Genomic DNA, 25,429 nt, shown 5'->3' on the forward strand with positions numbered 1-25,429 from the left:
AGGTTGCTCTACCCCACCGCCGCCGCGTGGCGCGCGGCGCCGAAAAAACGCGCGCTCTTCTTTGCGATGTCGGGCCTTGGAAAGACGCATCTGTCGGACATGCTTCGCCAGAGCGGCGAGTGGTTTCACTACTCGATCGATTACCGCATCGGGACGCGCTACATGGGCGAATACATCGCCGACAATGCCAAGCGCGAGGCGATGAAGGTCCCCTTCCTGCGGGAGCTGCTGCGGACGGATTCGATCTACATCGGCTCCAACATCACCTTCGAGAACCTTTCGCCCGTCTCAACCTATCTGGGCAAGCCCGGCGCGGTGGAGAAAGGCGGCGTGCCGATCGATGAGTTCCGGCGGCGCCAGGCGCAGTTTCGCCACGCGGAAATCCGCGCGCTTCTCGACACGCCCTATTTCATCGACCGGGCCGAAGCGCTCTACGGCTATCCGCATTTCGTCTGCGATACCGGCGGGTCGATCTGCGAATGGGTGGACCCGGAAGATCCGGGCGACGAGGTTCTCTCGACGCTCAGCGCCACAACGCTGATGATCTGGATCAAGGGCAGCGAGGCCCACACTGATGACCTGATCCGCCGGTTCGACCGCGCGCCCAAGCCGATGTGCTACCGCGAGAGTTTCCTGACCGACTGCTGGGAGCGGTATCTGGCCGAAAGCGGGCTGAGCGGCGCGGAGGTGGACCCCGACGTCTTCATCCGCTGGACCTACGCGCGGGCGATGGCGCATCGCGAGCCGCTCTATGCGCGGATGGCGCAGAACTGGGGGATCACGGTGGCGGCGGAAGACCTCGCGGATGTGCGCGACGAGGCGGATTTCAACGAGGTTGTCGCGGGTGCCCTGCCCGCGCGCTGAGCCATGCTGTTTCAAAGCGGAGAGCGCCGTTCCGGCGCTCACGACACAAGCCGTGCCAGCCCCGTGCGGGGCCGGCCCGGCGGCGGGCGCGCGTGGGGCGGGCGGGTCTGACCGAGTAGAGGGTCGCGCGAGGCGGGCGGATGCCGTGTCGTCTGGCTCTGGAAAAGCCGCGCGAGAGGCGCTATTTGCGGTCTTCCAGAAAGGATGACAGCCCATGCCGATCAAGATCCCCGCCGACCTGCCCGCCTTTGACGTCCTGACCGAAGAGGGCGTCATGGTCATGGCCGAGGCGCAGGCGGCGCATCAGGACATCCGGCCCATCCGCATCGGGCTTCTCAACCTCATGCCCAAGAAGATCCAGACGGAGACGCAGTTCGCCCGGCTGATCGGCGCGACGCCCTTGCAGATCGACCTGCAGCTCATCCGGATGAGCGAGCACGAGACCAAGAACACCGCTGCCGAACATATGGAGGCCTTCTACCGCACGTTTCGCGAGGTCCGCGACGAGAAGTTCGACGGGCTCATCATCACTGGCGCGCCGATCGAGCATCTGCCGTTTGACGAGGTGACCTATTGGGAGGAGCTGCGCGAGGTGTTCCAGTGGACCCAGACCAACGTGCATTCCACCATCGGCGTCTGCTGGGGCGGGATGGCGATGGCCTATCACTTCCGCGGCTTGCAGAAACACGCGCTGACGGTCAAAGCCTTCGGCTGTTTCCGGCATCATAACCTCGTGCCCGCCTCGCCCTATCTGCGGGGGTTTTCCGATGATTTCGTCATCCCCGTCTCGCGCTGGACCGAGATGCGGCAAGATGAGATCGACGCGATCCCCGAGCTTGAGACGCTTCTGGGATCAGACGAGGTCGGCCCCTGTCTGGTGGAGGATCCGGCGCATCGGGCGCTCTATGTCTTCAACCATTTCGAATATGACAGCACGACGCTGCGCGAGGAATATGAGCGCGATCTGGCGGCCGGGGCGCCGATCAATGTGCCGTGCAACTTCTTTCCCGACGATGATCCGAGCCGCCCGCCAAAGAACCGGTGGCGGAGCCATGCGCATCTGCTCTATGGCAACTGGATCAGCGAGATCTACCTCACCACGCCGTTTGACATGGCGCGGATCGGGCAGAGCCGGACGGATCTGCGCCGCTAGCGGCGGGCGCTTTGTCCGGGCTTGCCTGCGGGCGAGCCACGGCTAGGTCACGACGCAGCGACTCTCACGGCAGCGAGCGAGGTTTCAGACGTGCGACGATGGATCGGAGCGATTGCGGCGGCCGTTCTGGCGGCGCTTGCGGGGGCCTGCACCACGGTGAACGCAAGCCGGACGGAGCGCGCGGAAGAGGCCTTTCCGCCAACCGGCGAGCTGCTCCGGATCGGCGAGACCACGGTGCATGCGCATGTGGCGGGGACAGGCCCCACGATCATCCTGATCCACGGCGCGTCGGGCAATGCGCGCGATTTTACCTTCTCGCTGGTGGAGGATCTGGCGCGGGATTACCGGGTCATCGCCTTTGACCGGCCCGGGCTAGGCTGGACCGACCGGCTGCCCGGCACGACCGGTGCGCTCAACACCGACCATGAGAGTGCCGCCGATCAGGCCCGCCTGCTCGATGCCGCCGCGCGCGCGCTCGGGGTGGAGCGGGCGGTTGTGGTGGGCCACTCCTACGGCGGGGCGGTGGCGCTCGCCTGGGCGCTGGAGGCGCCGGAGCGGGTCGCGGGTCTCGCGCTCTTCGCCGCGCCGTCACACCCTTGGGACGGCGGGCTCGGCGCGCTCTACCGGATCAACGCCTCGGCGCTTGGCGGGGCGGTGGCGGTCCCGCTCCTCTCGGCGCTCGCTCCGCCCTCACGGCTGGAGGAGACGGTGGCCGATATCTTCGCGCCACAATCGCCGCCGCCGGGCTATCTTGCCCATGTGGGCGCGCCCCTCTCGCTGCGCCCCGAGAGCCTGCGCGCCAATGCCCAGCAGGTGAACGGGCTCTTGCCGGAAATCGAACTGATGGCCCCGCGCTATCCGGCGCTCACCTTGCCCATCGAGCTGATCCATGGCGATGCCGACACCATCGTCCCGCTCGCGATCCATTCGCGCCGTCTGGCCGAGCGGGCCCCGGGCGCGCGGCTGCAGGTCCTGCCCGGCGTGGGGCACATGCCGCATCACGCCGATCCCGCCGCCGCGCGGGCCGCGATCGACCGGGCCGTGGCGCGCGCCGGATTGCGTTGACGCCATGATGCCCCCATATTGACAGGCAACGAAAGGGACCGAGGCAGATGAACAAACCCTTCGACGGCGAAATCTCCGCCTATTTCGACAACGAGGCGCCGGACGCGATCCGCAGCGCGCTGGAGGCGGCCGAGAAGGGCGAGATTCTGAACCCGACCTACCCCTATTCGAAACGGATGGGCCGCAAGAGCTATGAGCGCGAGATGGAGGCGCTGCAGATCGAGCTGGTCAAGATGCAGAGCTGGGCGCGCCAGACCGGCACACGGCTCGCGATCCTCTTCGAGGGGCGCGACGCGGCCGGCAAGGGCGGGACGATCAAGCGCTTCCGCGAGAACCTCAACCCGCGCAAGGCCCGCGTTGTCGCGCTGTCCAAGCCGACCGAGACCGAAGCCACGCAGTGGTATTTCCAGCGCTACGCGCACCACCTGCCCGCCGCGGGCGACATCGTCTTTTTTGACCGCTCCTGGTACAATCGCGCGGTGGTCGAGCATGTGTTCGGCTTCTGCACCCATGGCCAGCGGGAACAGTTCTTCGCGCAGGTCCGCGAGTTCGAGAAGATGTTGGTCGATGACGGGATCATGCTGGTCAAGCTCTGGCTCAACGTTGGGCGGGCCGAGCAGCTCAAGCGCTTTCTCGACCGCGAGAAAGACCCGCTCAAACAGTGGAAACTGAGCTGGATCGACGTGGAGGGCCTGCGCAAATGGGAGGAATATTCGGCCGCCATCGCCGAGACCTTCGAGCGCAGCCACACCGAGATCGCGCCGTGGACCATCCTGCGCAGCGATGACAAACGCCGCGCGCGGCTCTCGGCGATCCGGACCGTCCTCAGCCAGATCGACTATGAGCGCAAGGATGTGGCGGCCGTCGGCAGCCCCGATCCGATCATCTGCGGAGGCCCCGGCATCTGGGATGGGTAAACGCGGGTACCATCATGGCAATCTGCGCCAAGCCCTCGTCGATGCGGCTCTCGATCTGATCGAGGCGAAGGGGCCCATGGGCTTCACATTGTCGGAGGCGGCCAAGCAGGCGGGCGTGACCCCGGCGGCGGTCTATCGCCATTTCGACGGGCGCGAAGACCTGATCGCCGAGGCCGCGCGGCAGGGGTATGCGATCTTCGGCGATCTGATGGAGCACGCCTATCAATCCGGGCAACCCTCGGCGCTTGCGGCCTTCGAGGCGACGGGGCGGGCCTATCTCGCCTTTGCGCGCAAGTATCCCGGCTACTACATCGCGATGTTCGAAAGCGGCGTGTCGGTTAACCGCGACCCGGATCTGTCGACGCTCGCCACGCGCGCCTGGGCGGTCCTCGAAAAGGCCGCGGGGGATCTTTCGGAACACATCCCGCCGGAAAAACGCCCGCCGCCGTCGATGTTTTCGGCCCATATCTGGGCGCTGTCGCATGGCGTGGTGGAGCTTTTTGCCCGCAACTCGCCGGGCAACCAGAGCCCCTTCCCGCCGGAGGACCTTCTGGAAACCGGCATCGGCGTCTACCTGCGCGGCCTCGGCCTCGTGGACGCCGACTGAGGCGGCCGCGCGTGACCGGGGAGCGCGGTAAATTCACCTATTCCGGCGGCTTCGACCACCTCGTGCGCGCGCGGGAGACCCAAGGCAAATACGCCCGGCCCTATGAGGGCGTCGAGGGGGTCTTGCGTGCGGCGCTGGCGGAAGGACTGGAGGCGGTCCTCGCCCGGCAGATCCCGCAAGACGTGGCGCCCCCGGGCCCGCACCTGATGTCGGCCGCGGCCAAGCTCGAAGAGCTGCGCGCGGAATTCGCCGGACAGTCCGAGGCGCTGGCGCTGCACGGGCTGGTCATCGCCACCTCGCGCCGGACGGACCCGCCCGATGAGGCCCGCGACACGTTCCGCAGCTTCTGGACCGATCATCACGCGTTCCTGCTGCGCGCGCTGCCCAAACGCTGGCTCTACTCCGCGCTGATGAGCTTCAAGGTCTTCGGCTGGACCGAGGCGCAACGGATCTCGGCCACCGAGCTCAGCGTCTTTTTTAACACGATCAAGCTCTATGAAAACGAGCGGCTGCATTCGACGCGCGCGCCGGATCAGCCGTTCCAGACCCTCCAGAGCGCGAGCCAGCGCCTGCCCTACGGGCTCACGCGGTTTTCGCTGCTCAAGGGCGATCTGGACAAGAACCTGCTGGCCGATCTGTGGAAAAGCGCCGAGGCCGATCCGGTGCTTCGGCGGCTGGCCTGCCCGCTCCTGATCGACGTCAACCGCGATACCGGCGGCATCTTCCGCCGCTTGCGACGGATGCGCAAACGCCGGCGGCGGATGGCCTCGAAATCGGAAGACTGACGCGCGCGCGCCGAGTGCGCCAAGGCTCGCGGACGAAAAAGGCCGCGCAACATGGCGCGGCCCTTGATGGCATATGTCGCTGGGATCAGCGCTTGGAGAACTGGAAGCTCCGGCGCGCCTTGCGCTTACCGTATTTCTTCCGCTCGACCACGCGGCTGTCGCGGGTGAGGAAGCCGGCCGCCTTGAGCGGCGAGCGCAGGCTGGGATCATACAGCTGCAGCGCCTTGGAGATGCCGTGCTTGACCGCACCGGCCTGACCGGAGAGACCGCCGCCCTTGACCGTCGCGGTCACGTCGAACTGGTCTTCGACACCGGCAACCTGGAACGGCTGACGCAGGATCATCTGAAGCACCGGGCGGGCGAAGTAGCTGTTGAGCTCCTTGCCGTTGACGGTGACCTTGCCGGAGCCCGGCTTGATCCAGACACGGGCAACCGCGTCCTTCCGCTTGCCGGTCGCATAGGACCGGCCCAGCTCGTCGCGGACGGGATCGCGGGGTTCGGCCATCTCGGTGACAACCGCATCCGTGCCTTCGGCGACGGAGGCGAGCTCTTCGAGGGAATTGATCTGGTCAGCCATTATTTCGCCACCCGGGTGTTTTTCTTGTTCATGGATTTGACATCCAGCACTTCGGGCTGCTGCGCCTCATGCGGATGCTCGGTGCCGGCATAGACGCGCAGGTTGGTCATCTGGACGCGCGACAGCCGGTTGCCCGGCAGCATGCGCTTGACCGCCTGCGTCACCACGCGCTCGGGGTGCGCCCCCTCAAGGATCTGCTCCTTGGTGCGCGACTTGATGCCGCCGGGGTGGCCGGTGTGCCAGTAAAAGTTCTCATCACGTTTCTTGCCGGTCAGCTGGATCTTGTCGGCGTTGATGATGATCACGTTGTCGCCCATGTCGATATGGGGCGTGAAGGAGGCTTTGTGCTTGCCGCGCAGGCGCATGGCCACGATGGAGGCAAGACGGCCCAGAACAACGCCCTCGGCGTCGATCAGGATCCACTTCTTGTCCACATCTGCCGGCGTTGCAGAGAAGGTTTTCATTTCGGGCTCTACTTTCTTTACGGATCGGGCAGACGCGGCGCGCGCACCCTGTCATGCGATGGGCGGGTTATAAACAAGCCCTACGCGCAGTCAAGGGGCGGGAATATGGATTAAGTGTTGAAAATCAATGCCTTGCAATAAAGGTATTATTTTACCCCATATTCCGGGGCGCCTCCCCGGTCAGAACCGAGAAGGATCCATCCGATTCCAGCACCAATGCCGCGACGGTATCGAGATCGGTCTTGCCATCACGCCGGGCCACGGTCTCGAGCTCTTCGCGCGTCACCCGCGCCCGCCGCATCGCACCGCTGAGGACGACCCCGTCCCGCACCAGCAGCGTCGGCTCGGACCGGACCAGCCGGGCGAAGCGCGTTGAGCGCAGGGAAAGGACAGCCACCGAGAATTGCAGCGCGATCAACAGGAGAAGCGCCACCGCCCCTTCGGCGAGCGCGATATCCTCGCTGAGCAGGATCGAGGCGAGAGTGGAGCCAAAGGCCACCGTGATGACAAGGTCAAAGGCGTTCAGCTTGGCCAGGGTGCGCTTGCCCGACACCCGCAGAGAGACGACGAGAAAGGCATAGGCGAGCGTGCCCACCACCAAGATCCGGACGATCCCGGACCACCCTTGAAAGAACATCTCCGACCAGTCCACGCCGCACCTCTATCTCACACACCTCTGAGACAAACGCGCGCCACCCCGCCCCGGGTTCCCGGGCGTGAGGCGCGGGATCGGGCGGGGCACCGGATCAGGCCGGCCTCGACGGCTCAGCGGCGACGGTCGCGGCGCGTGCTCATGGGCTGGAACGCGACGCCCACATGCGCCTCGCAATAGGGTTTGCCGGGTTGGACCGGCAGACCACAGAACCAGAAATCCTCCGTCGCCGGATCGCCCACGGGCCATTTGCAGGTCCGCTCGGTGAGCTCCATCAGCGAGAGCTTCTTAGCTTTCTTCTCGACCTCGTTGACCTTGGCCAGAGCCGCCGGATCAATCTCATTGGCCGAGGGCTGCGGCGGAAGCGGCTGCCCGGCGGGGATGATCTGCTTGCGCGCGGGCGTCGTCGTCACGGGCTGGGGCTTGGGCGCTTCGGCCTCGGGCTGCGGCGCGGCCGACTTGCGCGCCGCGGCGGGCTTGGCGGGCTCTTGCGCCTTATCGGCCTCCTTGGCGGGCTTGGCCGCCGGGCTCGCGCCGCTGGTGCGGTTGCTGAGGCCCAGCCGGTGCACCTTGCCGATCACGGCATTCCGCGTAACCCCACCGAGTTCTTTGGCGATCTGACTTGCCGACTGCCCTTCCCCCCACATCTTCTTCAGCAATTCGACGCGCTCATCGGTCCAGGACATGTCTTTCCCCACGTTTCGAAAACCGGCCATTCCCGCAGAAGGCCAGTCCGGGCATTTCACAAGACCCCTATTCTATGCAGCGCTGGCTGAGTTACAAGGCGCGTGACGCAAGGAGACGACAAGATGTATGATGGCACCCTCGGCAATGAGATTGGCACGCGGCGGTTCGGCCGCTGGAACTGGCTCGGATTGCAGACGCTCGCCCGGCGGGAGATCCAGCGCTTTCTGGCCGTCTGGACCCAGACATTGCTCGCCCCGCTCGTGACCGCCGGGCTCTTCTTGCTGATCTTCTCAATCGCCATCGGGCCGCGCCGCGGTGATGTGATGGGCGTGCCGTTTACCCATTTCATCGCGCCGGGGATCCTGATGATGACGGTGATTCAGAACGCCTTCGCCAACACCTCGTCGTCGATCGTCATCTCCAAGGTCCAGGGCAATATCGTCGACACGCTGATGCCCCCCCTGAGCGCGATCGAGCTGGTTCTGGGCTATCTTGCGGGCGCCATCGTGCGCGGCGGCGCCGTGGCGGTGGCGATCTGGCTGGGCCTCGCGCTCACGCTGGGGATCGGCCTCGCCCATCCGCTTTTTGCCCTGTCCTTCGTCCTGCTGGGCGCGATCTTCGTCGGCGGGCTCGGCATGGTCGCGGGGATCTACGCCCAGAAATTCGACCAGATGGCCGCGATCACCAATTTCATCATCACCCCGCTCGCCTTCCTCTCGGGGACGTTCTACTCGGTCAACGCCCTGCCCCCCGTGCTGCGGGAAATCACCCATTTCAACCCGTTCTACTACCTCATCGACGGCGTGCGCTACGGCGTCATCGGCCAGGCGGATGCCAACCCATGGCTTGGCCTCGCGGTCTGCATCGGCGCCTGCCTCGCGATCTGCACCCTCGCCTGGAGCATGATCCACCGCGGCTACCGGCTGAAGGCCTGAGCCGGGAAGATCGGGGGCTTTTCAAACCGGTGCCCCGGCGGTAAGACACGGGGCATGACAATGATTGCAAAGCTCCTCCGACGACAGCTCGCCCGCGCCTGACCCGCGCGCAGCCGCTTTGCATCGGGCCGCAACAACCGGCCCGCCCCCAGCCCCAATATTGACTTGACCGCCCGCCTCATGCACTCAGCCTGTGCCCCGTACCGGGACCGCACGGCCCCCGGATGAGGCCTCCGACCAGAGGAAACCCGATGATCCCTGCCGTTTTGCCGACCTACAACCGCGCGCCCCTTGAATTCATCAAGGGCGAAGGAAGCTGGCTGATCGAGGCAGACGGGCGCCGCTTCCTCGACCTTGGCGCGGGCATCGCGGTCAACGCGCTCGGCCATGCCCACCCGGCCCTCGTCGCCGCCCTCACCGAGCAGGCCGGCGCGCTCTGGCACGTCTCCAACCTCTACCGCATCCCGCAGCAGGAGGCGCTCGCCCGCAAACTCGTCGACCTGACCTTCGCCGACACGGTTTTCTTCACCAACTCCGGCACCGAATCCTGCGAACTCGCCGTCAAGATGGCCCGCAAGCACTTCGCCGAAACCGACCCCGCGCGCAGCGTCATCTTCACCTTCGAAGGCGCGTTTCACGGCCGCTCCTCGGCGGGCATCGCCGCTGCGGGATCGCCCAAGATGACCGAGGGCTTCGGTCCGCTCCTGCCCGGTTTCGCCCATTTCCCCTGGGGCGATATCGACGCCATGGAAGCCGCCATCGACGAGACCACGGCGGCAATCCTCGTCGAGCCGATTCAGGGCGAAGGCGGCATCCGTCCCCTCCCAGAGGCCGACCTGAAACGCCTCCGCGCCCTGTGCGACAGCCACGGCATCCTCCTCATCCTCGACGAAGTGCAATGCGGCATGGGCCGGACGGGCCGCCTCTTCGCCCACGAATGGGCCGGCATCACGCCCGACATCATGATGGTCGCCAAAGGCATCGGCGGCGGCTTCCCCCTCGGCGCCGTGCTCGCCACCGAATCGGCCGCCGCCCAGATGACCGCCGGAACCCACGGCTCCACCTATGGCGGCAACCCGCTCGCCTGCGCCGTCGGCTGCGCAGTCATCGACCACGTGGCCGACCCGGCCTTCCTCGACGCGGTCAACCGGAAGGCCGGCCTCCTGCGCCAGAAACTCGAAGGCCTCATCGCCGCACACCCGGATGTCTTCGACGGTGTCCGCGGCTCCGGCCTCATGCTCGGCCTCACCTGCCGCCTTCCCAACACCGACGTGCTCGCCGCCGGCTACGACGCCGAGCTCATCACCGTCCCGGCCGCCGGCAACGTCCTGCGCCTCCTTCCCCCGCTCACCATCTCCGAAGACGAGATCGCCGAGGCCGTAACCCGCCTCGACCGCGCCGCAACCAACCTCCGCGCCACCGCCGCATGAGATCGCCAACACCCTGAGTCCCAACCCGACCCGATCTTCTTCTCTTCGCAAATACTCCGGGGGTCCGGGGGCCGCGCCCCCGCCCTCCCCCAGTCAAGAGGCCCCGCCATGCCCCATTTCCTCGACATCCACAAAACCGATACCTCCGCCCTGCGCGACATGATCGACCAGGCCCGCGCCATGAAATCCGCCCGCGCCGGCCGGCCCAAGGGCGCTCCCGACGACACCCAACCGCTCGCCGGCCAGATGGTCGCTCTGATCTTCGAGAAACCCTCGACCCGGACCCGCGTCTCCTTCGACGTCGGCGTGCGCCAGATGGGCGGCCAGACCATGGTGCTCTCGGGCAACGACATGCAGCTCGGCCACGGCGAAACCATCGCCGACACCGCCCGCGTGCTCTCGCGCTATGTCGACCTCATCATGATCCGGACATTTGACGAATCCGTCCTGCTCGAACTGGCCGACCACGCCACCGTCCCGGTGATCAACGGCCTGACCGACCGCACCCACCCCTGCCAGATCATGGCCGACATCCTCACCTACGAAGAGCACCGCGGCCCGATCCGCGGCCGCCGCGTGACCTGGTGCGGAGATGGCAACAACGTCTTCTCTTCATTCCTGCACGCCGCCGCCCGCTTCGGCTTCGACATCACCTTCTCCGGCCCGACCGCGCTCGATCCCGAAGACGACTTCATCGGCCTCGCCCGTGACGCCGGGGTGAGCGTGACCATCGAACGCGATCCCGTCGCCGCCGTCGAAGGCGCCGACCTCGTCGTGACCGACACCTGGGTCTCGATGCACGACAGCCAGTCGACCAAGGAACGCCGCCACAACCTGCTGCGCGGCTACCAGGTCAACGAAGCGCTCATGGCCCACGCCAAACCCGACGCGCTGTTCATGCACTGCCTGCCCGCCCACCGCGGCGAGGAGGCGACCAGCGCCGTCATGGATGGGCCCCACTCGGTGATCTTCGACGAAGCCGAAAACCGCCTCCACGCCCAGAAAGCCATCATGCGCTACTGCCTCGGCACCTGAGCCCCGACGGCGCGGGGACAGCCCGCCGCTCCCCGCTTCTTCTCTTCAAAAATACTCACCGGCGCGCAGCATTCCACATGCGAGCCGGTGCCGTATGACGAAATCGATTGACGCGCCCGCCCGCGCTCTGGCACAGGTGAAGAGGTGTTCGGTCCCGCGGCGCACCCCCAAGGATGCGCCCGGGCGTAAAAGGGAATGCAGTGCGGCGCGCGAGGACCCCTCCGGCCAAACCTGCAACTGCCCCCGCAACTGTGAGCGGCGAGCGCTGGCTGACGATGCCACTGGAGCGATCCGGGAAGGCCAGCCAGACGCGTTGACCCGCAAGTCAGGAGACCTGCCGGCCACCTTGGAAACCGACCTCGGGTGCGAGGAAAAGGAGTGACTGACATGACCGTGGCAACCGCCGTTCGTTCTGAAACATCATCGGCCCGTGAGGGCCTTGCCGCCATCTTCATGGTCGCGGCGATCGGCATCGGAATCGTCGCCCTGACCGGCCACGTGCAGGCCTCCGCGCTGCATGACGCGGCGCATGACGTGCGCCACGCCACCGGCTTCCCCTGCCACTGATCCAATGCTTTCGAAATTGTTGACCAGCGCGTTGTTCGCTGGGAGCGCAGCAGGGCTGATCGCCGCCCTGCTACAGCTCGTCTTTGTCCAACCGGTTCTGCTCCACGCCGAGCTCTATGAATCCGGGGCCCTCGTCCATTTCGGTGCCGAGCCCGTCTCCGCCCTGCAGGATCTGCCCGGCTTCGAGCCGGTACGCGACGGGTTGAGCATCGTCTTCACCATGCTGATCTACAGCGGCTACGCGATGATCCTCGTGGGGCTCATGGCCCTCGCCCAATCGCGCGGCGCGCCGATCAATGGCCGGAGCGGCCTGCTCTGGGGGCTCGCAGGGTTCGTCGCGGCGCATCTCGCGCCGGGCTTTACCCTCGCGCCCGAAGTGCCCGGCGTCGCCGCGGCCGATGTGGGGGCGCGCCAGATCTGGTGGGCCGCGACAGTCGCCGCCGCCGCGGCCGCCATGTGGCTCATCGGCTTCGGGCGCGGTCTGCCCGCATGGCTCGCCGCTGCGGTTCTGCTTCTGGCCCCGCATCTCATCGGCGCACCGGAGCCCGATGTCTTCACTGGCCCCGTGCCCACCGAAATCGGCGCGCTCTTCGCCGCGCGGGCGCTTGGTGTCGGCATGGCCGCCTGGGCGCTTCTGGGTGTCTTTTCGGGCTATTTCTGGGCCCGCGAAAGCGCCGATGACGCAGGGCTCGGGCAACAGGCCTGACGCCATCAGCGGGGCGGCTCCGCCCCGCGCACCCCCTATTCGGAGACAGTGCGATGAACCGCGCCCTTCCCCTTTTCGCCATTGGTCTGATCTTCGGCGGCGGCCTCGGCTTTACCCTCGCCGCCGGCTACGGCATCACCTTCGACGGCCATGATCACGGCGATCCCGCCCATCACGGCGCCGCCGCACAGGCCCCTCATGCGAGCCACGACCACGGCGCGCTGATCGAGGTTGCGCCCGCCGGGCGGCCGACCCTGGATCTGGAGATATTCCCTGACCCCTCAAACGGTTGGAATTTGAAACTCATCACCGAGAATTTCACCTTCGCCCCGCAAAACGCCAGCCGCGCCAATGCAAGCGGCGAGGGCCATGCCCATGTCTACGCCAATGGCGTCAAGCTCGGGCGGGTCTATGGAAACTGGGTCCATCTCGACGGGTTGCCGCAGGGCGAGGTCGACATCACCGTCTCGCTCAATGCCAACGATCACAGCGGCCTTGCGGTGAATGGCGCGCCGATTGCCGCGTCGGTCACGATCGAGAACCGAGCGCGCGCCAATCTCAAGTAGGCCCCAACTCAGTCGGGAAAACCGAGCAGGTAGGTATCCATGATCCATCCCTGCTCGCCGCGCAACGCCTCGCGCAGGGCAACGATCCGCGGGCCCGCCGCATCGAGCGGCCCGGCGTCCAGTGTCTCCTCGGGCAGGCCGAGATTGGCGCCCCACCAGATCTCCAGCCCCCGACCATACAGCCGGTCGAAGGAACAGGCGCCGTCGAGCATGACCGCCACCCGCCGCGCGCCATCTGGCCAGCCGTGATCGCGCAACTGGCGCCCGGTGGTGATGGTCACGGGTCCGTTGACCTCGTTGAGCGGGATGGCATGGGCCGCCGTCAGCGCCTGTAGCGCGGTGATCCCGGGGATCGCCCGGAGCGACGGCGCAGGGTCGAGCCGCCGGGCAATGCGCAACGTGCTGTCATAGAGGCTCGGATCGCCCCAGACCATGAGCGCCACCGGCCCATTCGGCGCGCCGGAGGCATCAACGGCCCGCTGCCAACGCGCGGCGATCTCGTCGTGCCAGCGCGCCACCCGCTCCAGATAGGGCAGCGCCGGATCGCGCTCGGGCATGTCGAATTCGGCAACCGGAGCCGTGGCACCGCAGCCGATCAGGATCTCGCGCCGGAGCTCGGCCAGCCGCCCCTTTTCCGCGCCCTTGTGCGGCAGCAAAATCAGCCCCGCCTCACGCAGCGCGCGCCGGCCCTCCAGCGTCAGGTGCGCGAGCGCGCCCATGCCGACGCCCACGAGCCAGAGCTCATCCATCCGCATTGCCCTCCGCCAGCGGCCCGTAGAGGATCAGCGCCGGTTTGCTCCCGACATCGGCCGCAAGCTGCGCCGCGATTCCGGAGACGGTGCCGCGCGTGATCTGCTGCTCCTCGGTCCCCACCGCCTCGGCGAGGATGGCGGGCGTCTCGCCGCTCAGCCCCCGGTCCCGGAGCGCCGAAAGCAGCGCGGGGAACGTCCGCTTGCCCATGTAGATCACCGTGCAGGCCGAGGGATCGGCGAGCGCGTCAAGGTCGATGTCGGGCGGCAGGCCCCCTTCAGCGTCATGGCCGGTCACGAACTGCACGCGCCGCGCGGTGAGCCGGCGGGTGAGCGGGATGCCCGCCGCCGCCGCCGCCGCGCAAGCGGAGGGAATGCCGGGAATGATCTCATAGGCGATGCCGGCCTCGCGCAGCGCGAGGAGCTCCTCTTCGAGCCGCCCGAAAAGCCCGCCATCGCCCGATTTCAACCGCACCACGCGCTGCCCGGTTTTGGCGTAGTCGACCAGAAGGCGGCTCACGTGATGCTGTTTCGGCGACGGCCGCCCGGCGCGTTTGCCAACCCCCACGAGATCGGCGCCGTCGCGCGCATGGGCAAGGATCGGGCCGGAGGACAGATCGTCAAACAGGACCGCGTCGGCGCGCCCGAGCCGGTCCACGGCCTTGAGCGTCAGCAAGTCCGGATCGCCAGGGCCGGAGCCCACGAAGCTCACGAATCCGCTCATGCGGGCTCCTCTGCGATGAGGTGAAAGAAGGTACCGGTCACATGGCCGCGGCGCGATCCGGTCTCGGGAACCGGCGCGCCATCGGCGTCGAAGACCTCCGCCAACGGCGCGTCCGGCTCGGCAAGGATGGTCGAATAGTGGAACTCATGGCCGCGGAGCGCGGCGCCCGCATCGCGCCCCGGCATCGGCGCCTTGAGCACCGCCCGGCGGTAGCCGAGGTGGAACTTCCGCGTCTCGTAGCTTGTCTCCAACCCCAGAAGCCCCGCCATCTCATGGCGTTGCCCGGCCTTGTCCACCAGCCCCGCGCCAAGCGCCATGTAGCCGCCACATTCGCCATGCACGGGTCTGGTTTCCGCGTGGTTTTGCAATGCCTTGCGGAACGTTCTTGCAGTGGAAAGCGCGCCTGCGTGCAGTTCCGGATAGCCCCCGGGCAGCCAGACCAGATCAGCCGATGGATCGGGGGGCTCGTCCGCCAGCGGCGAGAAGGGCAGGATTTCAGCCCCGGCCGCGCGCCATCCCTTTAAGAGATGCGGGTAAGTGAATGAAAACGCTGCATCTTGTGCCAATGCGATCCGTTGTGCCGGGGGGTGGGGCAGCGCGCCCGGCGCCGGTATGGCCTTGCCCCGCGCCGCCGCCCGCAGCGCGGCGAGATCCACATGGGCGCGCAGGAAGTCCGCGTAGCCCACGATCGCCGCGTCGAGGTCGGAATGTTCGACCGCCTGCACCAGCCCCAGATGCCGCTCGGGCAACGCGAGATCCCCACGCCGCGGCAGCGCGCCGAGCACCGTGATCCCGGCAGCCTCCATGCCGGTGCGGATCAGCCGCTCGTGCCGCGGGCTCGCGACTCGGTTGAGGATCACGCCGGCGAAGGGCAGATCGGGCATGTAACGCGCGAAGCCGAGCGCCGTGGCCGCGGCCGATTGCGCCTGCCCGCCCACGTCGAGAACGAGCACCACCGGCCAGCCCATGCGCCGCGCCGTCTCGGCGCTGGAGCCGAAGCCGGAGAGCCCCCGCGTCGCGACCCCGTCGTAGAGCCCCATCGAGCCCTCGGCGATGCAGATGTCCGCCCCCGCGGCCTCCGCCGCGATGGCATCGAGCAGCGCGGGCGACATGGCCCAGCTGTCGAGGTTGAAGGACGCCCGCCCCGAGGCCGCGCGGTGAAAGGCCGGATCGATGTAATCGGGCCCGCTCTTGAAGGGCTGCACGGCGAGCCCGTCGCCGGCGAGCGCGCGCAGGAGCCCGAGCATCACGGTGGTTTTGCCGGTGCCCGAGGCGGGCGCGGCGATGAGAAGACCGGGCGCGTCAGCCATCTTGCGACTCCCATCCGTGCCACGGGCTCGCGGCGGTTTGCGGGCGATAGCGACGGTCGTAGTCCGGCGCGTAGAGGCGACTTTCGTCAAACCCCTCGGCGGCCAGCGCGCGACCCACGAATATCAGCGCCGTGCGGCTGATCCCCTCGTCCATCGCGGCCTCGATCGTCCCCAGCGTCGCGCGTAGGATGCGCTCATCGGGCCAACTCGCGCGATAGACCACCGCGACGGGGCAGTCCGCGCCGTAGTGCGGGACCAGCTCAGCCACCACGCGGGGCAGGTTCTGGATCGACAGGTGCAGCGCCAGCGTCGCGCCGGTGGCGCCGAAATTGGCCAGTGTCTCGCCCTCGGGCATCGCGGTGGCGCGGCCGGATGTGCGGGTCAGGACCACCGATTGCGCAACGCCGGGCAGTGTCAGCTCGCCACCGAGTGCGGCGGCGGCGGCGGCGAAGGCCGGCACGCCCGGGGTCACGGTGTAGCCGATTCCCAAAGCGTCAAGCCGCCGGATCTGTTCGCCCATGGCGGACCAGACGGAAAGATCGCCCGAATGCAGCCGCGCGATGTCCTTGCCCTCTGCCTCGGCCCGCGCGATTTCCGCCATGATCGCATCAAGGTCCATCGGCGCGGTGTTCACGATGCGTGCGCCCTCGGGGCAGTGATCGAGGATCGCCTCGGGCACGAGCGAGCCCGCATAGAGGCAGACCGGACACGCCGCGATGAGATCGCGCGCGCGCAGGGTGATGAGATCCGGCGCACCGGGGCCCGCGCCGATGAAATGGACGGTCATGAGGCCTCTCCTTTCGCCAATGCGCAGGTCGCCGCGCGGTCTTCCGAGACTTCTCGTGGGCCGAGCAGTTTGGCCCCTGCCCCGGCCCCGGCGAGCGCCAGCGCCTCGGCCACGCTCCCGGTACCGTAGGCGGCCTCGGAACAGCTCGATTGCGTCTCCACGGGTTGCGCGACCACGACCGAGCCGGCGATCCGCAGGTGCGGCAGGCCGAGCTCGTCGGCCAGCGCCTCGACCAGCGCACCGTCCTTCTCCGCATGGCTCGCGAGCGCGAAAACCTTGTGCTCCCCGGCCGCCAGCCGGAGCGCCGAACGCAGGCTCTCCACCGTCGCTTTCTTGCGAAACCCGAACCCCGCGACGATCATAGCACCACACTCCATTGCACCACCGGATAGGCCGATTTCCAGCCGCGTTTGCGCCCGAGCGGCGCGGCGCGGGCGACCTCGATGCGCAGCAGCTCCCCGCCGAGCGTCTCCTGCCACGCCGCGAGCAGCGCCTCGCTCTCCAGCGTGACCGCATTGGTCACGAGCCGCGTGCCCGGGCTGAGCGTCAGCCGCAAAACCTCGAGCAGGTCCTGCGACAGCCCGCCGCCGATAAAGACCGCATCTGGCGGCGGCACCGCTTTCAGCGCCTCGGGGGCCCGGCCCTCGATCACGCGCAGCCGGTCCACCCCGTGGGCCAGCGCATTGGCGCGGATCCGGGCGGCGCGGTCGGGGCGCGGCTCGAAGCTCACCGCGTCGCAGGCGGGATGGGCGCGGAGCCATTCGATCGCGACGGAGCCGGAGCCGCCGCCGATGTCCCAGAGCCGCTCCCCCGCGCGCGGGGCAAGGGCCGCGAGGGTCAGGGCGCGGATCGGGCTCTTGGTGATCTGGCCGTCTGTCTCGAACGCCGCGTCTGGCAGGCCGGGCGTGAGCGGCAGGGCGGCGCCCTCCGAGAGCTCCAACGCGGCGCAGACGGGATGGGCGAAGTCCACCTCGGTCAGCAGGGCCTCCGCGGGGCGCGATGTCCGCGCCTCACGCGGCCCACCGAGCGCCTCGAAGACATGGCAGAGGCTCGCGCCGAAGCCGAGACCGGTCAGGTAGCGCGCCAGCTCCACAAGGGCAGACCCGTCGCGCAGCAGCACGATCAGCCGCTGGCCCGGCGCCAGATGCGGGCGCAGGCGGGTAAGCGGAGCGGCGTGCAGGCCAAGGCAGGTGCAGCGCTCAAGCCCCCAGCCCAACCGGCTGGCCACGAGGGAGAACGTCGAGGGGCCGGGCAGCGCGCGCCACTCGCCCGGCTCCAGCGCCTCGGCGATGACGCGGCCCGCACCGAACCAGAACGGATCGCCGGAGACCAGCGCAACCGCCCGCCGCCCCCGCAGGCCGAGCAGGATCGGCATCCCCTCGGCGAAGGGCACCGGCCAGTCGATCCGCTCCGCCCCGCTGGCGGGCAAGAGCCCCAGATGACGCGGCGGGCCGATGATCACCTCGGCCTGCTCCAGCGCGGATCGGCTTGCAGGCGGCAGCCCATCCGGGCCATCTTCGCCCAGACCGACAATGGTGAGCCAGGGAGCTTCAGCCATGCGCCCCAACCTTCTCGTGCTCGGCGGCACCACCGAGGCGACCGCGCTCTGCCGCGCGCTCCATGCCGCTGGGATCGATGGGATATTCTCGCTCGCCGGCCGGGTCGAGCGCCCGCTTCGCCAGCCCTTGCCGATGCGCAGCGGAGGGTTCGGCGGCGTGGCGGGTCTGGTGGCATATATCGCGCAGCACGGCATCACCCATCTTGTCGATGCGACCCACCCCTTCGCCGCGCAGATGAGCGCCAACGCGGTGGCCGCCAGCGCGACCAGCGGCACGCCCCTGATCGCGCTGACCCGCGCGCCGTGGGGGGCACAGGCCGGGGATGACTGGCGCGAGGTGGCGGATATGGAAGGCGCGGTCGCGGCCCTGCCGGAGCGCCCCGCGCGGATCATGCTCGCGATCGGCCGGCTCCAGCTCGGCGCCTTTGCCGCGCGGCCGCAGCATGACTACCTGCTCCGGCTTGTCGATCCGCCGGACGGGCCGCTGCCCGTGCCGAAGGCCAAGGTCCTGATCTCGCGCGGGCCCTTCACCGAGGCGGGCGATCTGGCCCTGCTCAGGGACCACCGCATCGAGATGGTCGTATCCAAGAACGCGGGCGGCGCGGGGGCCTATGCCAAGATCGCCGCGGCGCGGGCGCTCCACCTGCCCGTGATCATGGTCTCGCGCCCGGTCATCACGCCGCGGCGGGAGGTGTTCAGCATTGAGGCGGTGTTGGACTGGCTCGCTCATTCGGACCGCCCTTCGGGCGCAGACCGCGGGGTATAGACCAGCGGCGCCTGCCCCTCGCGCGCAATGAGACGGGTGAGCGAGGAGCCGACGAGCACCACCGTGCGCATGTCGGCCATCTCCGGGGCCGCGTCCTTGAGGGCGGTGATCCGAAGCGCCTGATCCGGGGTCGAAACCGCGCGGGCGAAGATCATCAGCCGCTCCGGCTCGCACGTCTCGCGCAACACGTCGAGCACGCGGGTAAATCCCTCGGGCCGCGCCTTGGAACGCGGGTTGTAGAACCCCATCGCGAAATCACCCTCCACCGCGAGGCGCAGGCGCTTTTCGATGAGCGCCCAGGGTTTGAGGTTGTCTGACAGATTGATGGCGCAGAAGTCATGCCCCAGTGGCGCGCCCGCCGCCGCCGCCGCCGCGAGCATGGCGGTGATGCCCGGCAGCACGCGAATCTCGATCCCGCGCCAGCCCTCGGGCCCCGCTTCCAGCGCCTCGAAGACGGCCGAGGCCATGGCGAAGACCCCCGGATCGCCCGAGCTCACCACGACCACGCGCCGCCCCTCGGCGGCCATCGCAAGCGCATGTCTGGACCGGTCAAGCTCCACCCGGTTGTCGGAGGCATGGCGGCGCAGCCCGGCCCGGTCGGGCACGCGCGCAACGTAAGGAATGTAGCCCACCACGTCCGTCGCCTCGGCCAGCGCGGCGCTGACCTCGGGCGTCACGAGCGCGTCGCTCCCCGGTCCGAGCCCGGCGATGACCAGCGTCCCGCTCACGGCCGGCGCCCCTGCCCGTGCACCACGATGATCGAAAAATACGGCGCCTCGACGCCATCCGCCTCGCTCAGCCGGCGCACCCGTTGCCCCGACATGCTGGCATATTCCACAAGCCAGGCGCGGTCATGCTTGCCCGCCTTGCGCAATGCCGAGGCGACCTTTTCAAGGTTGCGCCCCAACTTCATCACGACCACCGCATCCGCGCTCGACATCGCCATGACAAGCGCATCCTCGGGCAGCGTGCCCATCAACACCGTCAATCGGTCATCGCCCCAGGTGACCGGAAGGCCCGTCGCGGTCCAGGCCGCCGACATGCCGGTGATCGCCGGGACGACCTCAACCGGGACGACCCCGTGGAGCCGGCCGTAGATATGCATGAAGGAGCCATAGAAAAACGGATCGCCCTCGCAGAGAACGACCACGTCCTCGCCCGCCTCGATCAGCGCGCGGATATGGGCGCAGCAGTCCGCATAGAAGCCCGAAAGCCAGGCGTTGTAGCGCGGATCGGTCAGCGGGATCTCAGTCGTGACCGGATATTCCATCGGGAATTCGACGGCGTCCTCGCGCAGCATCCCCTCGACGATGCCCCGCGCCTGCCCCGCCCGGCCCGCCTTGCGGAAGAACGCCACGTGGCGCGCGCCGCGCACGAGCCGGTCCGCCCGGACGCTCATCAGATCGGGATCCCCCGGCCCGAGGCCCACGCCATAGAGCACGCCGCTCATTCGGCGCGGCTCGCGATGGCATTGACGGCGGCGACCGTGATGGCGCTCCCGCCAAGCCGCCCTTCGACGATGAGGCTCGGGACGGGTTGGGCCGCCCAGAGCGCGTCCTTGCTCTCCATCGCGCCGACGAAGCCGACCGGGCAGCCGATGATCGCCGCCGGGCGCGGGCAATCGGGGTCTTCGAGCATGTTCAGCAGGTGGAAGAGCGCGGTGGGCGCGTTGCCGATGGCAACGAGCGCGCCGGCCAGATGCGGACGCCAGAGCTCCAGCGCGGCGGCGGAGCGGGTGTTCGCCATCTCGCGCGCAAGCGGCGGGACGGACGGGTCATGCAGCGTGCAGATCACCTCATTTCCCTGCGGCAGGCGCGCGCGCGTGATCCCTTCGCTGACCATCCGCGCATCGCACAGGATCGGCGCGCCGGCCTCCAGCGCGGCCCGTGCTGCGGCGACCATGCCATCGGAAAACCGCACATGTGCCTCGAGCCCCACAAGCCCGGCGGCATGGATCATCCGGACTGTGACCTGCTCCTCGTCGGGGGCAAACCGCCCCAGATCGGCTTCGGCCCGGATTGTCGCGAAGGACTGGCGATAGATCGCGGCCCCGTCGGTTTCATAGGCATACGGCATGGTCAGGTCCTGATGGCCTCGTCAATGTCCCCGGGCGAAAGCCCCTGTCGGTCGGGCTCATCCCACGGCGCGCCGCCCCTGACAAGGTCGAAGCGCCCCGCGCGGCCCACCAGCGTGAGATCCGCCGGGCCGGGGCGCGCGCACCCCTTGGCGCAGCCCGAGACATGCAGCGTCGTACCCGGGGCCAGCCCGGCGGCCAGATGGCTGGCGAGCGCGCGGGTCTCGACCTCGGCCTGCCCGCAGCCCGGAGCGCCGGTGCAGGCGCTGACGCGCAGGCGCGGATCGCCCGGCGCGGCGATGAGGCTCTCGGGCAGATCGGGACGCTCGGCAAGGCCGGGCAGGAAGAGCATGCGCCAGGGCGTGATCCGCAGGGTCTGGCCCACCGGGCAGACGGCGAGCAGCGCGCGCAAAGCGCCCCCCGGGATCAGCCCGAAACCAGCTCCGAGCAGCAGGCCCCCGGCCCGGGGACCCGGGCGCGCCACATCCGCCGCCGGGAAGGGCAACTCCGTTCCCGCAAGCTCGGGCGGCAGCACTGCCCCCGCCTCCAGATGCCGCCGCATCCGCCCGCGCCCATCCGCGCCGATCCCGCCGCTTTCGGCAAACCACTCGGCCATTGCGATAGCGCCCTGACAGACCGCCTCAATGCCCTCGAAGACGCGGCCACCCTCGGCCCCGTCCGCCCTGAGGAGGAGCCCGGCCGGTCCGGCCTCGATGCGGATATCGCCGCTCACCCCGGCCAGATGCCGCCCCTCGGGGCCCGCATCGACGAGGAAGCCGAACTTGGAGGGCATAGCCGGCGCCCGCTCAAGCAGCGCGCCAAGCCGCGCGGCAATCTCCGCCTGATCCCAGAGGTCAGCCCCCCCGTGAAACGGCGAGAGGATCAGGTTGCGCCGCGCCTCGGCCTCCCCATCCGGATCGAGAAGCCCGAGCGCGGCGAGACCGTCCAGCAGGCCCGCGTGCTCGGCGTCGGCGACGCCGCGGATCTGGAGGTTGGCCCGCGAGGTCAGCTCCAGCATCCCGTTGCCGAACCGCTCGGCCAGATCGGCGAGCCCCGCGGCCTGCGCGCCGCTGAGCGTGTTCAGAAACGGCCGCACCCGGACGACGAGCCCGTCCGCCGCCGCCATGGGGCGCCGCGCGCCGGGGCACCAGCCCTTGACCGCGCCGCTCATGACCGCGCCTCCAGCGTGGCCTGAATCGAGTTGCGCCGCGTGACCCAGAGGCCCGCCGCGTGCAGCGCCGCGAAGCGCGCGCGCATGGCCTCCAGCGCCTCGGGGTTGGCGGCCTGCATGAACGCGGTCACCTCCGCGTCGCCGAGCGTCGCCGCGTGATAGAGGTCAAACAGATGCGCCGGGACCGCCCCGGCCAGATGCGCAAACGCCGCCATGTGGTCGAGCGTCGCCGCAATTTCCGCCGCGCCCCGGAACCCGTGCCGCCGCATGCCCGCGATCCAGCCCGGATGCGCCGCCCGGGCCTGAACGATGCGCGACAGCTCCTCGGTCAGCTCCCGCGTGCGCGGGGTGGCGGGGTCCGTGTTGTCGAGGTGATAGAGCCGCGCTTGGCCCCCGGTGACCGCCTGCGCCGCGGCGAACCCGGCCACATGGGCGGGGTAGTCGGCGGCGAGCAGAAGGTCTGTCTCCGGCAGGTCCTGCGGATGCACGAACGCCTGCGCCCCCGCCACCTGCGCCGCGATCGCCTCCGGCGCGTGCTGCGCGTGATCGCCGTCGAGCGCATGGGCGCTGGCCGCGAGCCAGGCCTCCCCGGCGGCGCGGCGCCCCTCGTCGCCATAGGACTCCGCCGCATCGCCCATCCCGAGGCCGAACTGCCCAGGTTTCGGCCCGAAGACGCGCGCGGGGTGGGCCCGCCCGGCGAAGGGGTTGAAATCCGGCGCCTCGTCGCGCTCGGCCAGAACGCGGACCGCCTGCGCGTAGAGCGCAGTGAGGGTCGGGAAGACATCGCGGAAGAGGCCCGAGACGCGCAAGGTCGCATCGATGCGGGGCCGGTCGAGCTCGGCCAGCGGGATCACCTCGATCCCCGAAACGCGCTCGCTGCCCGCGTCCCAGACCGGTTTCACCCCAAGCAGATGCAGCGCCATGGCGAATTCCTCGCCCGCCGTGCGCATGGTCGCCGAGCCCCAGAGATCGACGACCACGCCGCGTGGCCAGTCGCCCTCCTCTTGCAAGTGCCGCCGGAGCAGATCCTCTGCCAAGCGGACGCCTTGGGCATGGGCCGCGCGGGTGGGGACCGATCGCGGATCGGTGGTGAAGAGGTTGCGGCCCGTGGGCAAGACGTCGCGCCGCCCGCGGTTGGGCGAGCCCGAGGGGCCCGGCGCGATCCGTCGCCCATCGAGCGCATCGAGCAGGGCCAGCCGTTCGGCCTCTCCGCTCTCCTCGGGCGCAAAGCCGGCGGTGGAGGCGCGGCCCCAGACATGCAGCCCCTCGCCGAACTGGCTTTCCTTCACGTCGCAGACGAAACGGTCGATCCGGGTGATCGCCTCGGCGCTGCATTCCGCGCGCTCAAGGCCGAGATCGTCCTCGACCCCGAGCGCCTGCGCCTCGTCGCGGATGTCGGACTGGAGCCGGTCGCGCCGCCTTGGGTCGAGCCCGTCGGCGTTGGAGAACTCGTCGAGCAGCGCCTCCAGCCGGTGCAGCCGTTCCGGCATCCCGCTCGCGACCAGCGGCGGCGGCACATGGCCCAGAGTGACCGCGCCGATGCGCCGTTTGGCCTGCGCCGCCTCGCCGGGATCGTTGACGATGAAGGGGTAGAGGACGGGCATGGCCCCGCTCAGCGCCTCGGGCCAGCAGCGTTCCGACAGGGCCACCGATTTGCCCGGCAGCCATTCGAGCGTCCCATGCGCGCCGATGTGGACCAGCGCGTCGGCCTGGGCGCGGAGCCAGAGGTAAAAGGCGACATAGCCGTGGCGCGGGGTGCGCGAGAGGTCGTGGTACTCATCGTCCCGGACGGCGGGGGTGCCGCGTTCGGGCTGGAGCGCGACGAGGATATTCCCGCGCCTCAGGACCGGCAGGGTCATCGCCCCATCCGCGAAGGCGGGGTCGTCCTCGGGCGCGCCCCAAGTCTCTGCGAGGTCCCGGCGGAGCGTCTCGGGCAGGCCATCCAGTGCGGCGAGATAGTCGGCGAGCGGCCAGCGCAATTGCGCCTCGGTCAGAGCGGCGTCAAGCGGCGCGCCCGGCTCGACCGTGTAGCCCGCGCCCGCGAGGTCCTCGAGGATCGCCTCGGCGGAGGCGAGCGCGTCGAGGCCGACCGCATGGGCCATGTTCCAGCCCTTGCCCGGGTAAGTCGAGAGGACAAGCACCACCCGCCGCGCCGCCGCATCGGTTTGGGCCAGCCGGTGCCATGCGGCGACCCGGCCCGCCACGGCGGTGATGCGGTCCGGCTCGGCCCTGTGGGCGGTGCGCGCGAATTGCAGATCGGGATCTCGCGGGCCCGGCTCCTTGAAGGAAACCGCGCCGCCGAAGAGCCGCCCGTCCACCTCGGGCAGGACCACGTGCATCGCCAGATCGCCCGGGGAGAGCCCGCGCTCGGAGCCGTCCCATGCCTCCCGCGAGGCCGTCGAGAGCGCGACTTGGAAAACCGGCACACCGGGCGCGTCGAGCGGGGAGGTCCCCCCCCGCCCCTGTCCGGAAAAGGCTGTCGCGTTGACGATGGCGGCGGGGTTGAGCGCGGTCAGGGTCTCGGACAGCCACGCCGCGGCCTCGGGCGCCTTGAGCGAGGGGGCGAAAAGGCCGATGGGCGCGAAACCGCGCGCCTCCAATGCGCGAAACAACGCCCGGATCGGGTCAAGATCGGCGGCGGTCACGTAGGAGCGGTAGAAGGTCACGGCCACGGTCGGGCGGGCATCCCCAGCGCGATCCGGCAGCGCGGACCGCACGCCAGAGGCCGGATCCCAAACGCCGTGGGACGGTAGGGATTTGGCCCCGGCGACGGGCCCGGCATAGAGCCCGGCGGCGAGCGCGAGCTGCGCCAGCGCGGCCTGCGCCGCCACCTCGCCGCCCGTGTCGCAAAGCGATTGTAGGCGCCGCAGGGTCGAGACCGGGAGGGTGGAGACCTCATCCAGACGCGCATCCGGCCGCCCGTCCGCGGGCAGGACCGCGAGCGCGATGCCCCGCTCCCGCGCGAGCGCCTCCACCTGTTGCAAACCATAGGCCCAGTAGGGCACGCCGCCGATCAGCCGGATCAGGATGCCCTGCGCGCCCTCCAGCGTTTGCTCGACATAGGTATCGACCGAGAGCGGGTGTTTGAGCGCCGCGAGATTGGCCAGCCGCAGGCTCGGCATCGCCCCGGCCCCGCCACCGCGATGCCACCCCGCCGCGAAAGCGCCGAGGTCACTGTCGGAGAAGGACAACACCACCAGATCCGCCGGGCTCTGGGCCAGGTCGGTGGGCGTTGCCGTCTCTTCCAGCCCGTGGCTTTCGCGGAAGATGACATGCATGG

Annotated in this window: 28 protein-coding genes and 1 riboswitch; of the genes, 13 read left to right on the forward strand and 15 right to left on the reverse strand. The window is 69.1% G+C overall.

The window, feature by feature from the left end; genetic code table 11:
- Nucleotides 1-3 precede the first annotated feature (3 nt).
- The 6 genes from BM353_RS14435 (at nucleotide 4) to BM353_RS14460 (ending at nucleotide 5,391) form a co-directional block, all read left to right on the forward strand.
- Nucleotides 4-864: an ATPase gene (locus tag BM353_RS14435; protein ID WP_092082216.1), complete on the forward strand. Its 861-nt coding sequence runs from the start codon at nucleotides 4-6 to the stop codon at nucleotides 862-864.
- Between the two features lie 214 nt (nucleotides 865-1,078).
- On the forward strand, nucleotides 1,079-2,017 hold the full coding sequence (gene metA, locus BM353_RS14440; protein WP_092082100.1) for a homoserine O-acetyltransferase MetA: 939 nt from the start codon (nucleotides 1,079-1,081) through the stop codon (nucleotides 2,015-2,017).
- A 90-nt stretch (nucleotides 2,018-2,107) separates the two neighbouring features.
- The gene (locus BM353_RS14445) at nucleotides 2,108-3,082 is read left to right on the forward strand and encodes an alpha/beta fold hydrolase (RefSeq protein ID WP_245759669.1); all 975 of its coding nucleotides are present in this window, start codon (nucleotides 2,108-2,110) and stop codon (nucleotides 3,080-3,082) included.
- A gap of 47 nt (nucleotides 3,083-3,129) precedes the next feature.
- The gene (gene ppk2, locus BM353_RS14450; RefSeq protein ID WP_092082102.1) at nucleotides 3,130-3,999 is read left to right on the forward strand and encodes a polyphosphate kinase 2; all 870 of its coding nucleotides are present in this window, start codon (nucleotides 3,130-3,132) and stop codon (nucleotides 3,997-3,999) included.
- Nucleotides 3,992-4,606 (forward strand): TetR/AcrR family transcriptional regulator, encoded by a 615-nt coding sequence (locus tag BM353_RS14455; RefSeq protein WP_092082104.1) that lies wholly within the window; start codon nucleotides 3,992-3,994, stop codon nucleotides 4,604-4,606. Before ppk2 ends, BM353_RS14455 begins: the two co-directional genes overlap by 8 nt.
- An 11-nt stretch (nucleotides 4,607-4,617) precedes the next feature.
- Entirely contained in the window at nucleotides 4,618-5,391 is a 774-nt protein-coding gene (locus BM353_RS14460; RefSeq protein WP_092082106.1) for a hypothetical protein, read from the forward strand.
- Between the two features lie 85 nt (nucleotides 5,392-5,476).
- On the opposite strand, the gene rpsI is transcribed toward BM353_RS14460, so the two are convergent.
- The 4 genes from rpsI to BM353_RS14480 all read right to left on the reverse strand — a co-directional run bounded on the left by rpsI (nucleotide 5,477) and on the right by BM353_RS14480 (nucleotide 7,770).
- Nucleotides 5,477-5,968, reverse strand: coding sequence for a 30S ribosomal protein S9 (gene rpsI / locus BM353_RS14465; RefSeq protein ID WP_092082108.1), 492 nt, complete (start codon nucleotides 5,966-5,968; stop codon nucleotides 5,477-5,479).
- Nucleotides 5,968-6,432, reverse strand: coding sequence for a 50S ribosomal protein L13 (rplM, locus tag BM353_RS14470; protein WP_092082110.1), 465 nt, complete (start codon nucleotides 6,430-6,432; stop codon nucleotides 5,968-5,970). The genes rpsI and rplM overlap by 1 nt, the downstream gene beginning before the upstream one ends.
- A 151-nt stretch (nucleotides 6,433-6,583) precedes the next feature.
- Complete coding sequence (locus BM353_RS14475; protein WP_177220566.1) at nucleotides 6,584-7,069, reverse strand: DUF421 domain-containing protein; 486 nt, start codon at nucleotides 7,067-7,069, stop codon at nucleotides 6,584-6,586.
- 128 nt (nucleotides 7,070-7,197) lie between these two features.
- Entirely contained in the window at nucleotides 7,198-7,770 is a 573-nt protein-coding gene (locus BM353_RS14480; RefSeq protein WP_092082220.1) for a GcrA family cell cycle regulator, read from the reverse strand.
- 123 nt (nucleotides 7,771-7,893) lie between these two features.
- On the opposite strand from BM353_RS14480, the gene BM353_RS14485 reads away from it, so the two are divergent.
- From BM353_RS14485 to BM353_RS14510, 6 genes are all read left to right on the forward strand, one after another.
- Complete coding sequence (locus tag BM353_RS14485) at nucleotides 7,894-8,706, forward strand: ABC transporter permease (RefSeq protein ID WP_092082222.1); 813 nt, start codon at nucleotides 7,894-7,896, stop codon at nucleotides 8,704-8,706.
- Between the two features lie 251 nt (nucleotides 8,707-8,957).
- Nucleotides 8,958-10,136, forward strand: a complete 1,179-nt coding sequence (locus tag BM353_RS14490; RefSeq protein ID WP_092082114.1) for an aspartate aminotransferase family protein — start codon at nucleotides 8,958-8,960, stop codon at nucleotides 10,134-10,136.
- Nucleotides 10,137-10,244: 108 nt separating this feature from the next.
- Nucleotides 10,245-11,171, forward strand: coding sequence for an ornithine carbamoyltransferase (argF, locus tag BM353_RS14495; protein ID WP_092082116.1), 927 nt, complete (start codon nucleotides 10,245-10,247; stop codon nucleotides 11,169-11,171).
- A gap of 132 nt (nucleotides 11,172-11,303) precedes the next feature.
- Nucleotides 11,304-11,527: riboswitch (cobalamin riboswitch) on the forward strand.
- A gap of 31 nt (nucleotides 11,528-11,558) precedes the next feature.
- The gene (locus BM353_RS14500) at nucleotides 11,559-11,738 is read left to right on the forward strand and encodes a CbtB domain-containing protein (RefSeq protein WP_092082118.1); all 180 of its coding nucleotides are present in this window, start codon (nucleotides 11,559-11,561) and stop codon (nucleotides 11,736-11,738) included.
- 4 nt (nucleotides 11,739-11,742) lie between these two features.
- Nucleotides 11,743-12,444, forward strand: a complete 702-nt coding sequence (locus tag BM353_RS14505; RefSeq protein WP_092082120.1) for a CbtA family protein — start codon at nucleotides 11,743-11,745, stop codon at nucleotides 12,442-12,444.
- A gap of 53 nt (nucleotides 12,445-12,497) precedes the next feature.
- Entirely contained in the window at nucleotides 12,498-13,010 is a 513-nt protein-coding gene (locus BM353_RS14510; protein ID WP_092082122.1) for a hypothetical protein, read from the forward strand.
- A gap of 8 nt (nucleotides 13,011-13,018) precedes the next feature.
- Here BM353_RS14510 and cobF read toward each other — a convergent pair whose 3' ends face one another.
- From cobF to cbiE, 6 genes are read right to left on the reverse strand one after another with little or no spacing between them, the layout of a single operon-like run.
- Nucleotides 13,019-13,759 carry a precorrin-6A synthase (deacetylating) gene (gene cobF / locus BM353_RS14515; protein WP_092082124.1) on the reverse strand — a complete coding sequence of 247 codons (741 nt, stop codon included), beginning with the start codon at nucleotides 13,757-13,759 and terminating at the stop codon, nucleotides 13,019-13,021.
- Nucleotides 13,752-14,483: a uroporphyrinogen-III C-methyltransferase gene (cobA, locus tag BM353_RS14520; RefSeq protein ID WP_092082126.1), complete on the reverse strand. Its 732-nt coding sequence runs from the start codon at nucleotides 14,481-14,483 to the stop codon at nucleotides 13,752-13,754. Before cobA ends, cobF begins: the two co-directional genes overlap by 8 nt.
- On the reverse strand, nucleotides 14,480-15,793 hold the full coding sequence (locus BM353_RS14525) for a cobyrinic acid a,c-diamide synthase CobB (protein ID WP_092082128.1): 1,314 nt from the start codon (nucleotides 15,791-15,793) through the stop codon (nucleotides 14,480-14,482). The genes cobA and BM353_RS14525 overlap by 4 nt, the downstream gene beginning before the upstream one ends.
- Nucleotides 15,786-16,580, reverse strand: coding sequence for a precorrin-4 C(11)-methyltransferase (gene cobM / locus BM353_RS14530; protein ID WP_092082130.1), 795 nt, complete (start codon nucleotides 16,578-16,580; stop codon nucleotides 15,786-15,788). Before cobM ends, BM353_RS14525 begins: the two co-directional genes overlap by 8 nt.
- A complete protein-coding gene (locus BM353_RS14535) occupies nucleotides 16,577-16,942 on the reverse strand; it encodes a cobalamin biosynthesis protein (RefSeq protein WP_092082132.1) in 366 nt (121 codons plus the stop codon). Before BM353_RS14535 ends, cobM begins: the two co-directional genes overlap by 4 nt.
- The gene (gene cbiE, locus BM353_RS14540) at nucleotides 16,939-18,138 is read right to left on the reverse strand and encodes a precorrin-6y C5,15-methyltransferase (decarboxylating) subunit CbiE (protein ID WP_092082134.1); all 1,200 of its coding nucleotides are present in this window, start codon (nucleotides 18,136-18,138) and stop codon (nucleotides 16,939-16,941) included. Before cbiE ends, BM353_RS14535 begins: the two co-directional genes overlap by 4 nt.
- Between cbiE and BM353_RS14545 the strand changes: the two genes are divergently transcribed.
- The gene (locus BM353_RS14545; protein ID WP_092082136.1) at nucleotides 18,137-18,904 is read left to right on the forward strand and encodes a cobalt-precorrin-6A reductase; all 768 of its coding nucleotides are present in this window, start codon (nucleotides 18,137-18,139) and stop codon (nucleotides 18,902-18,904) included. The two genes, cbiE and BM353_RS14545, sit on opposite strands and share 2 nt — an antisense overlap.
- On the opposite strand, the gene cobJ is transcribed toward BM353_RS14545, so the two are convergent.
- The 5 genes from cobJ to cobN are packed head-to-tail and all read right to left on the reverse strand — an operon-like array spanning nucleotide 18,865 to nucleotide 25,427.
- A complete protein-coding gene (gene cobJ, locus BM353_RS14550) occupies nucleotides 18,865-19,632 on the reverse strand; it encodes a precorrin-3B C(17)-methyltransferase (RefSeq protein ID WP_092082138.1) in 768 nt (255 codons plus the stop codon). The genes BM353_RS14545 and cobJ overlap by 40 nt on opposite strands.
- A complete protein-coding gene (locus BM353_RS14555) occupies nucleotides 19,629-20,354 on the reverse strand; it encodes a precorrin-2 C(20)-methyltransferase (protein WP_092082140.1) in 726 nt (241 codons plus the stop codon). The genes cobJ and BM353_RS14555 overlap by 4 nt, the downstream gene beginning before the upstream one ends.
- Nucleotides 20,351-20,980 carry a precorrin-8X methylmutase gene (locus BM353_RS14560; RefSeq protein WP_092082142.1) on the reverse strand — a complete coding sequence of 210 codons (630 nt, stop codon included), beginning with the start codon at nucleotides 20,978-20,980 and terminating at the stop codon, nucleotides 20,351-20,353. Before BM353_RS14560 ends, BM353_RS14555 begins: the two co-directional genes overlap by 4 nt.
- Nucleotides 20,981-20,982: 2 nt before the next feature.
- A complete protein-coding gene (cobG, locus tag BM353_RS14565) occupies nucleotides 20,983-22,149 on the reverse strand; it encodes a precorrin-3B synthase (RefSeq protein WP_092082144.1) in 1,167 nt (388 codons plus the stop codon).
- Nucleotides 22,146-25,427 (reverse strand): cobaltochelatase subunit CobN, encoded by a 3,282-nt coding sequence (cobN, locus tag BM353_RS14570; protein ID WP_092082146.1) that lies wholly within the window; start codon nucleotides 25,425-25,427, stop codon nucleotides 22,146-22,148. Before cobN ends, cobG begins: the two co-directional genes overlap by 4 nt.
- Nucleotides 25,428-25,429 lie beyond the last annotated feature (2 nt).

It is taken from the genome of Poseidonocella sedimentorum, from assembly GCF_900116005.1.
In the GTDB taxonomy this organism is placed as follows: Bacteria; Pseudomonadota; Alphaproteobacteria; order Rhodobacterales; family Rhodobacteraceae; genus Poseidonocella; species Poseidonocella sedimentorum.

Excerpts from the sequence above, each read along its gene's own strand:
- metA (WP_092082100.1), top strand. The coding sequence starts at position 1,079 with ATGCCGATCAAGATCCCCGCCGACCTGCCCGCCTTTGACGTCCTGACC.
- ppk2 (WP_092082102.1), top strand. The coding sequence starts at position 3,130 with ATGAACAAACCCTTCGACGGCGAAATCTCCGCCTATTTCGACAACGAG.
- BM353_RS14455 (WP_092082104.1), top strand. The coding sequence starts at position 3,992 with ATGGGTAAACGCGGGTACCATCATGGCAATCTGCGCCAAGCCCTCGTC.
- rpsI (WP_092082108.1), bottom strand. The coding sequence starts at position 5,968 with ATGGCTGACCAGATCAATTCCCTCGAAGAGCTCGCCTCCGTCGCCGAA.
- rplM (WP_092082110.1), bottom strand. The coding sequence starts at position 6,432 with ATGAAAACCTTCTCTGCAACGCCGGCAGATGTGGACAAGAAGTGGATC.
- BM353_RS14475 (WP_177220566.1), bottom strand. The coding sequence starts at position 7,069 with ATGTTCTTTCAAGGGTGGTCCGGGATCGTCCGGATCTTGGTGGTGGGC.
- BM353_RS14480 (WP_092082220.1), bottom strand. The coding sequence starts at position 7,770 with ATGTCCTGGACCGATGAGCGCGTCGAATTGCTGAAGAAGATGTGGGGG.
- BM353_RS14485 (WP_092082222.1), top strand. The coding sequence starts at position 7,894 with ATGTATGATGGCACCCTCGGCAATGAGATTGGCACGCGGCGGTTCGGC.
- BM353_RS14490 (WP_092082114.1), top strand. The coding sequence starts at position 8,958 with ATGATCCCTGCCGTTTTGCCGACCTACAACCGCGCGCCCCTTGAATTC.
- argF (WP_092082116.1), top strand. The coding sequence starts at position 10,245 with ATGCCCCATTTCCTCGACATCCACAAAACCGATACCTCCGCCCTGCGC.
- BM353_RS14500 (WP_092082118.1), top strand. The coding sequence starts at position 11,559 with ATGACCGTGGCAACCGCCGTTCGTTCTGAAACATCATCGGCCCGTGAG.
- BM353_RS14505 (WP_092082120.1), top strand. The coding sequence starts at position 11,743 with ATGCTTTCGAAATTGTTGACCAGCGCGTTGTTCGCTGGGAGCGCAGCA.
- BM353_RS14510 (WP_092082122.1), top strand. The coding sequence starts at position 12,498 with ATGAACCGCGCCCTTCCCCTTTTCGCCATTGGTCTGATCTTCGGCGGC.
- cobF (WP_092082124.1), bottom strand. The coding sequence starts at position 13,759 with ATGGATGAGCTCTGGCTCGTGGGCGTCGGCATGGGCGCGCTCGCGCAC.
- cobA (WP_092082126.1), bottom strand. The coding sequence starts at position 14,483 with ATGAGCGGATTCGTGAGCTTCGTGGGCTCCGGCCCTGGCGATCCGGAC.
- BM353_RS14525 (WP_092082128.1), bottom strand. The coding sequence starts at position 15,793 with ATGGCTGACGCGCCCGGTCTTCTCATCGCCGCGCCCGCCTCGGGCACC.
- cobM (WP_092082130.1), bottom strand. The coding sequence starts at position 16,580 with ATGACCGTCCATTTCATCGGCGCGGGCCCCGGTGCGCCGGATCTCATC.
- BM353_RS14535 (WP_092082132.1), bottom strand. The coding sequence starts at position 16,942 with ATGATCGTCGCGGGGTTCGGGTTTCGCAAGAAAGCGACGGTGGAGAGC.
- BM353_RS14545 (WP_092082136.1), top strand. The coding sequence starts at position 18,137 with ATGCGCCCCAACCTTCTCGTGCTCGGCGGCACCACCGAGGCGACCGCG.
- cbiE (WP_092082134.1), bottom strand. The coding sequence starts at position 18,138 with ATGGCTGAAGCTCCCTGGCTCACCATTGTCGGTCTGGGCGAAGATGGC.
- BM353_RS14555 (WP_092082140.1), bottom strand. The coding sequence starts at position 20,354 with ATGAGCGGCGTGCTCTATGGCGTGGGCCTCGGGCCGGGGGATCCCGAT.
- BM353_RS14560 (WP_092082142.1), bottom strand. The coding sequence starts at position 20,980 with ATGCCGTATGCCTATGAAACCGACGGGGCCGCGATCTATCGCCAGTCC.
- cobG (WP_092082144.1), bottom strand. The coding sequence starts at position 22,149 with ATGAGCGGCGCGGTCAAGGGCTGGTGCCCCGGCGCGCGGCGCCCCATG.
- cobN (WP_092082146.1), bottom strand. The coding sequence starts at position 25,427 with ATGCATGTCATCTTCCGCGAAAGCCACGGGCTGGAAGAGACGGCAACG.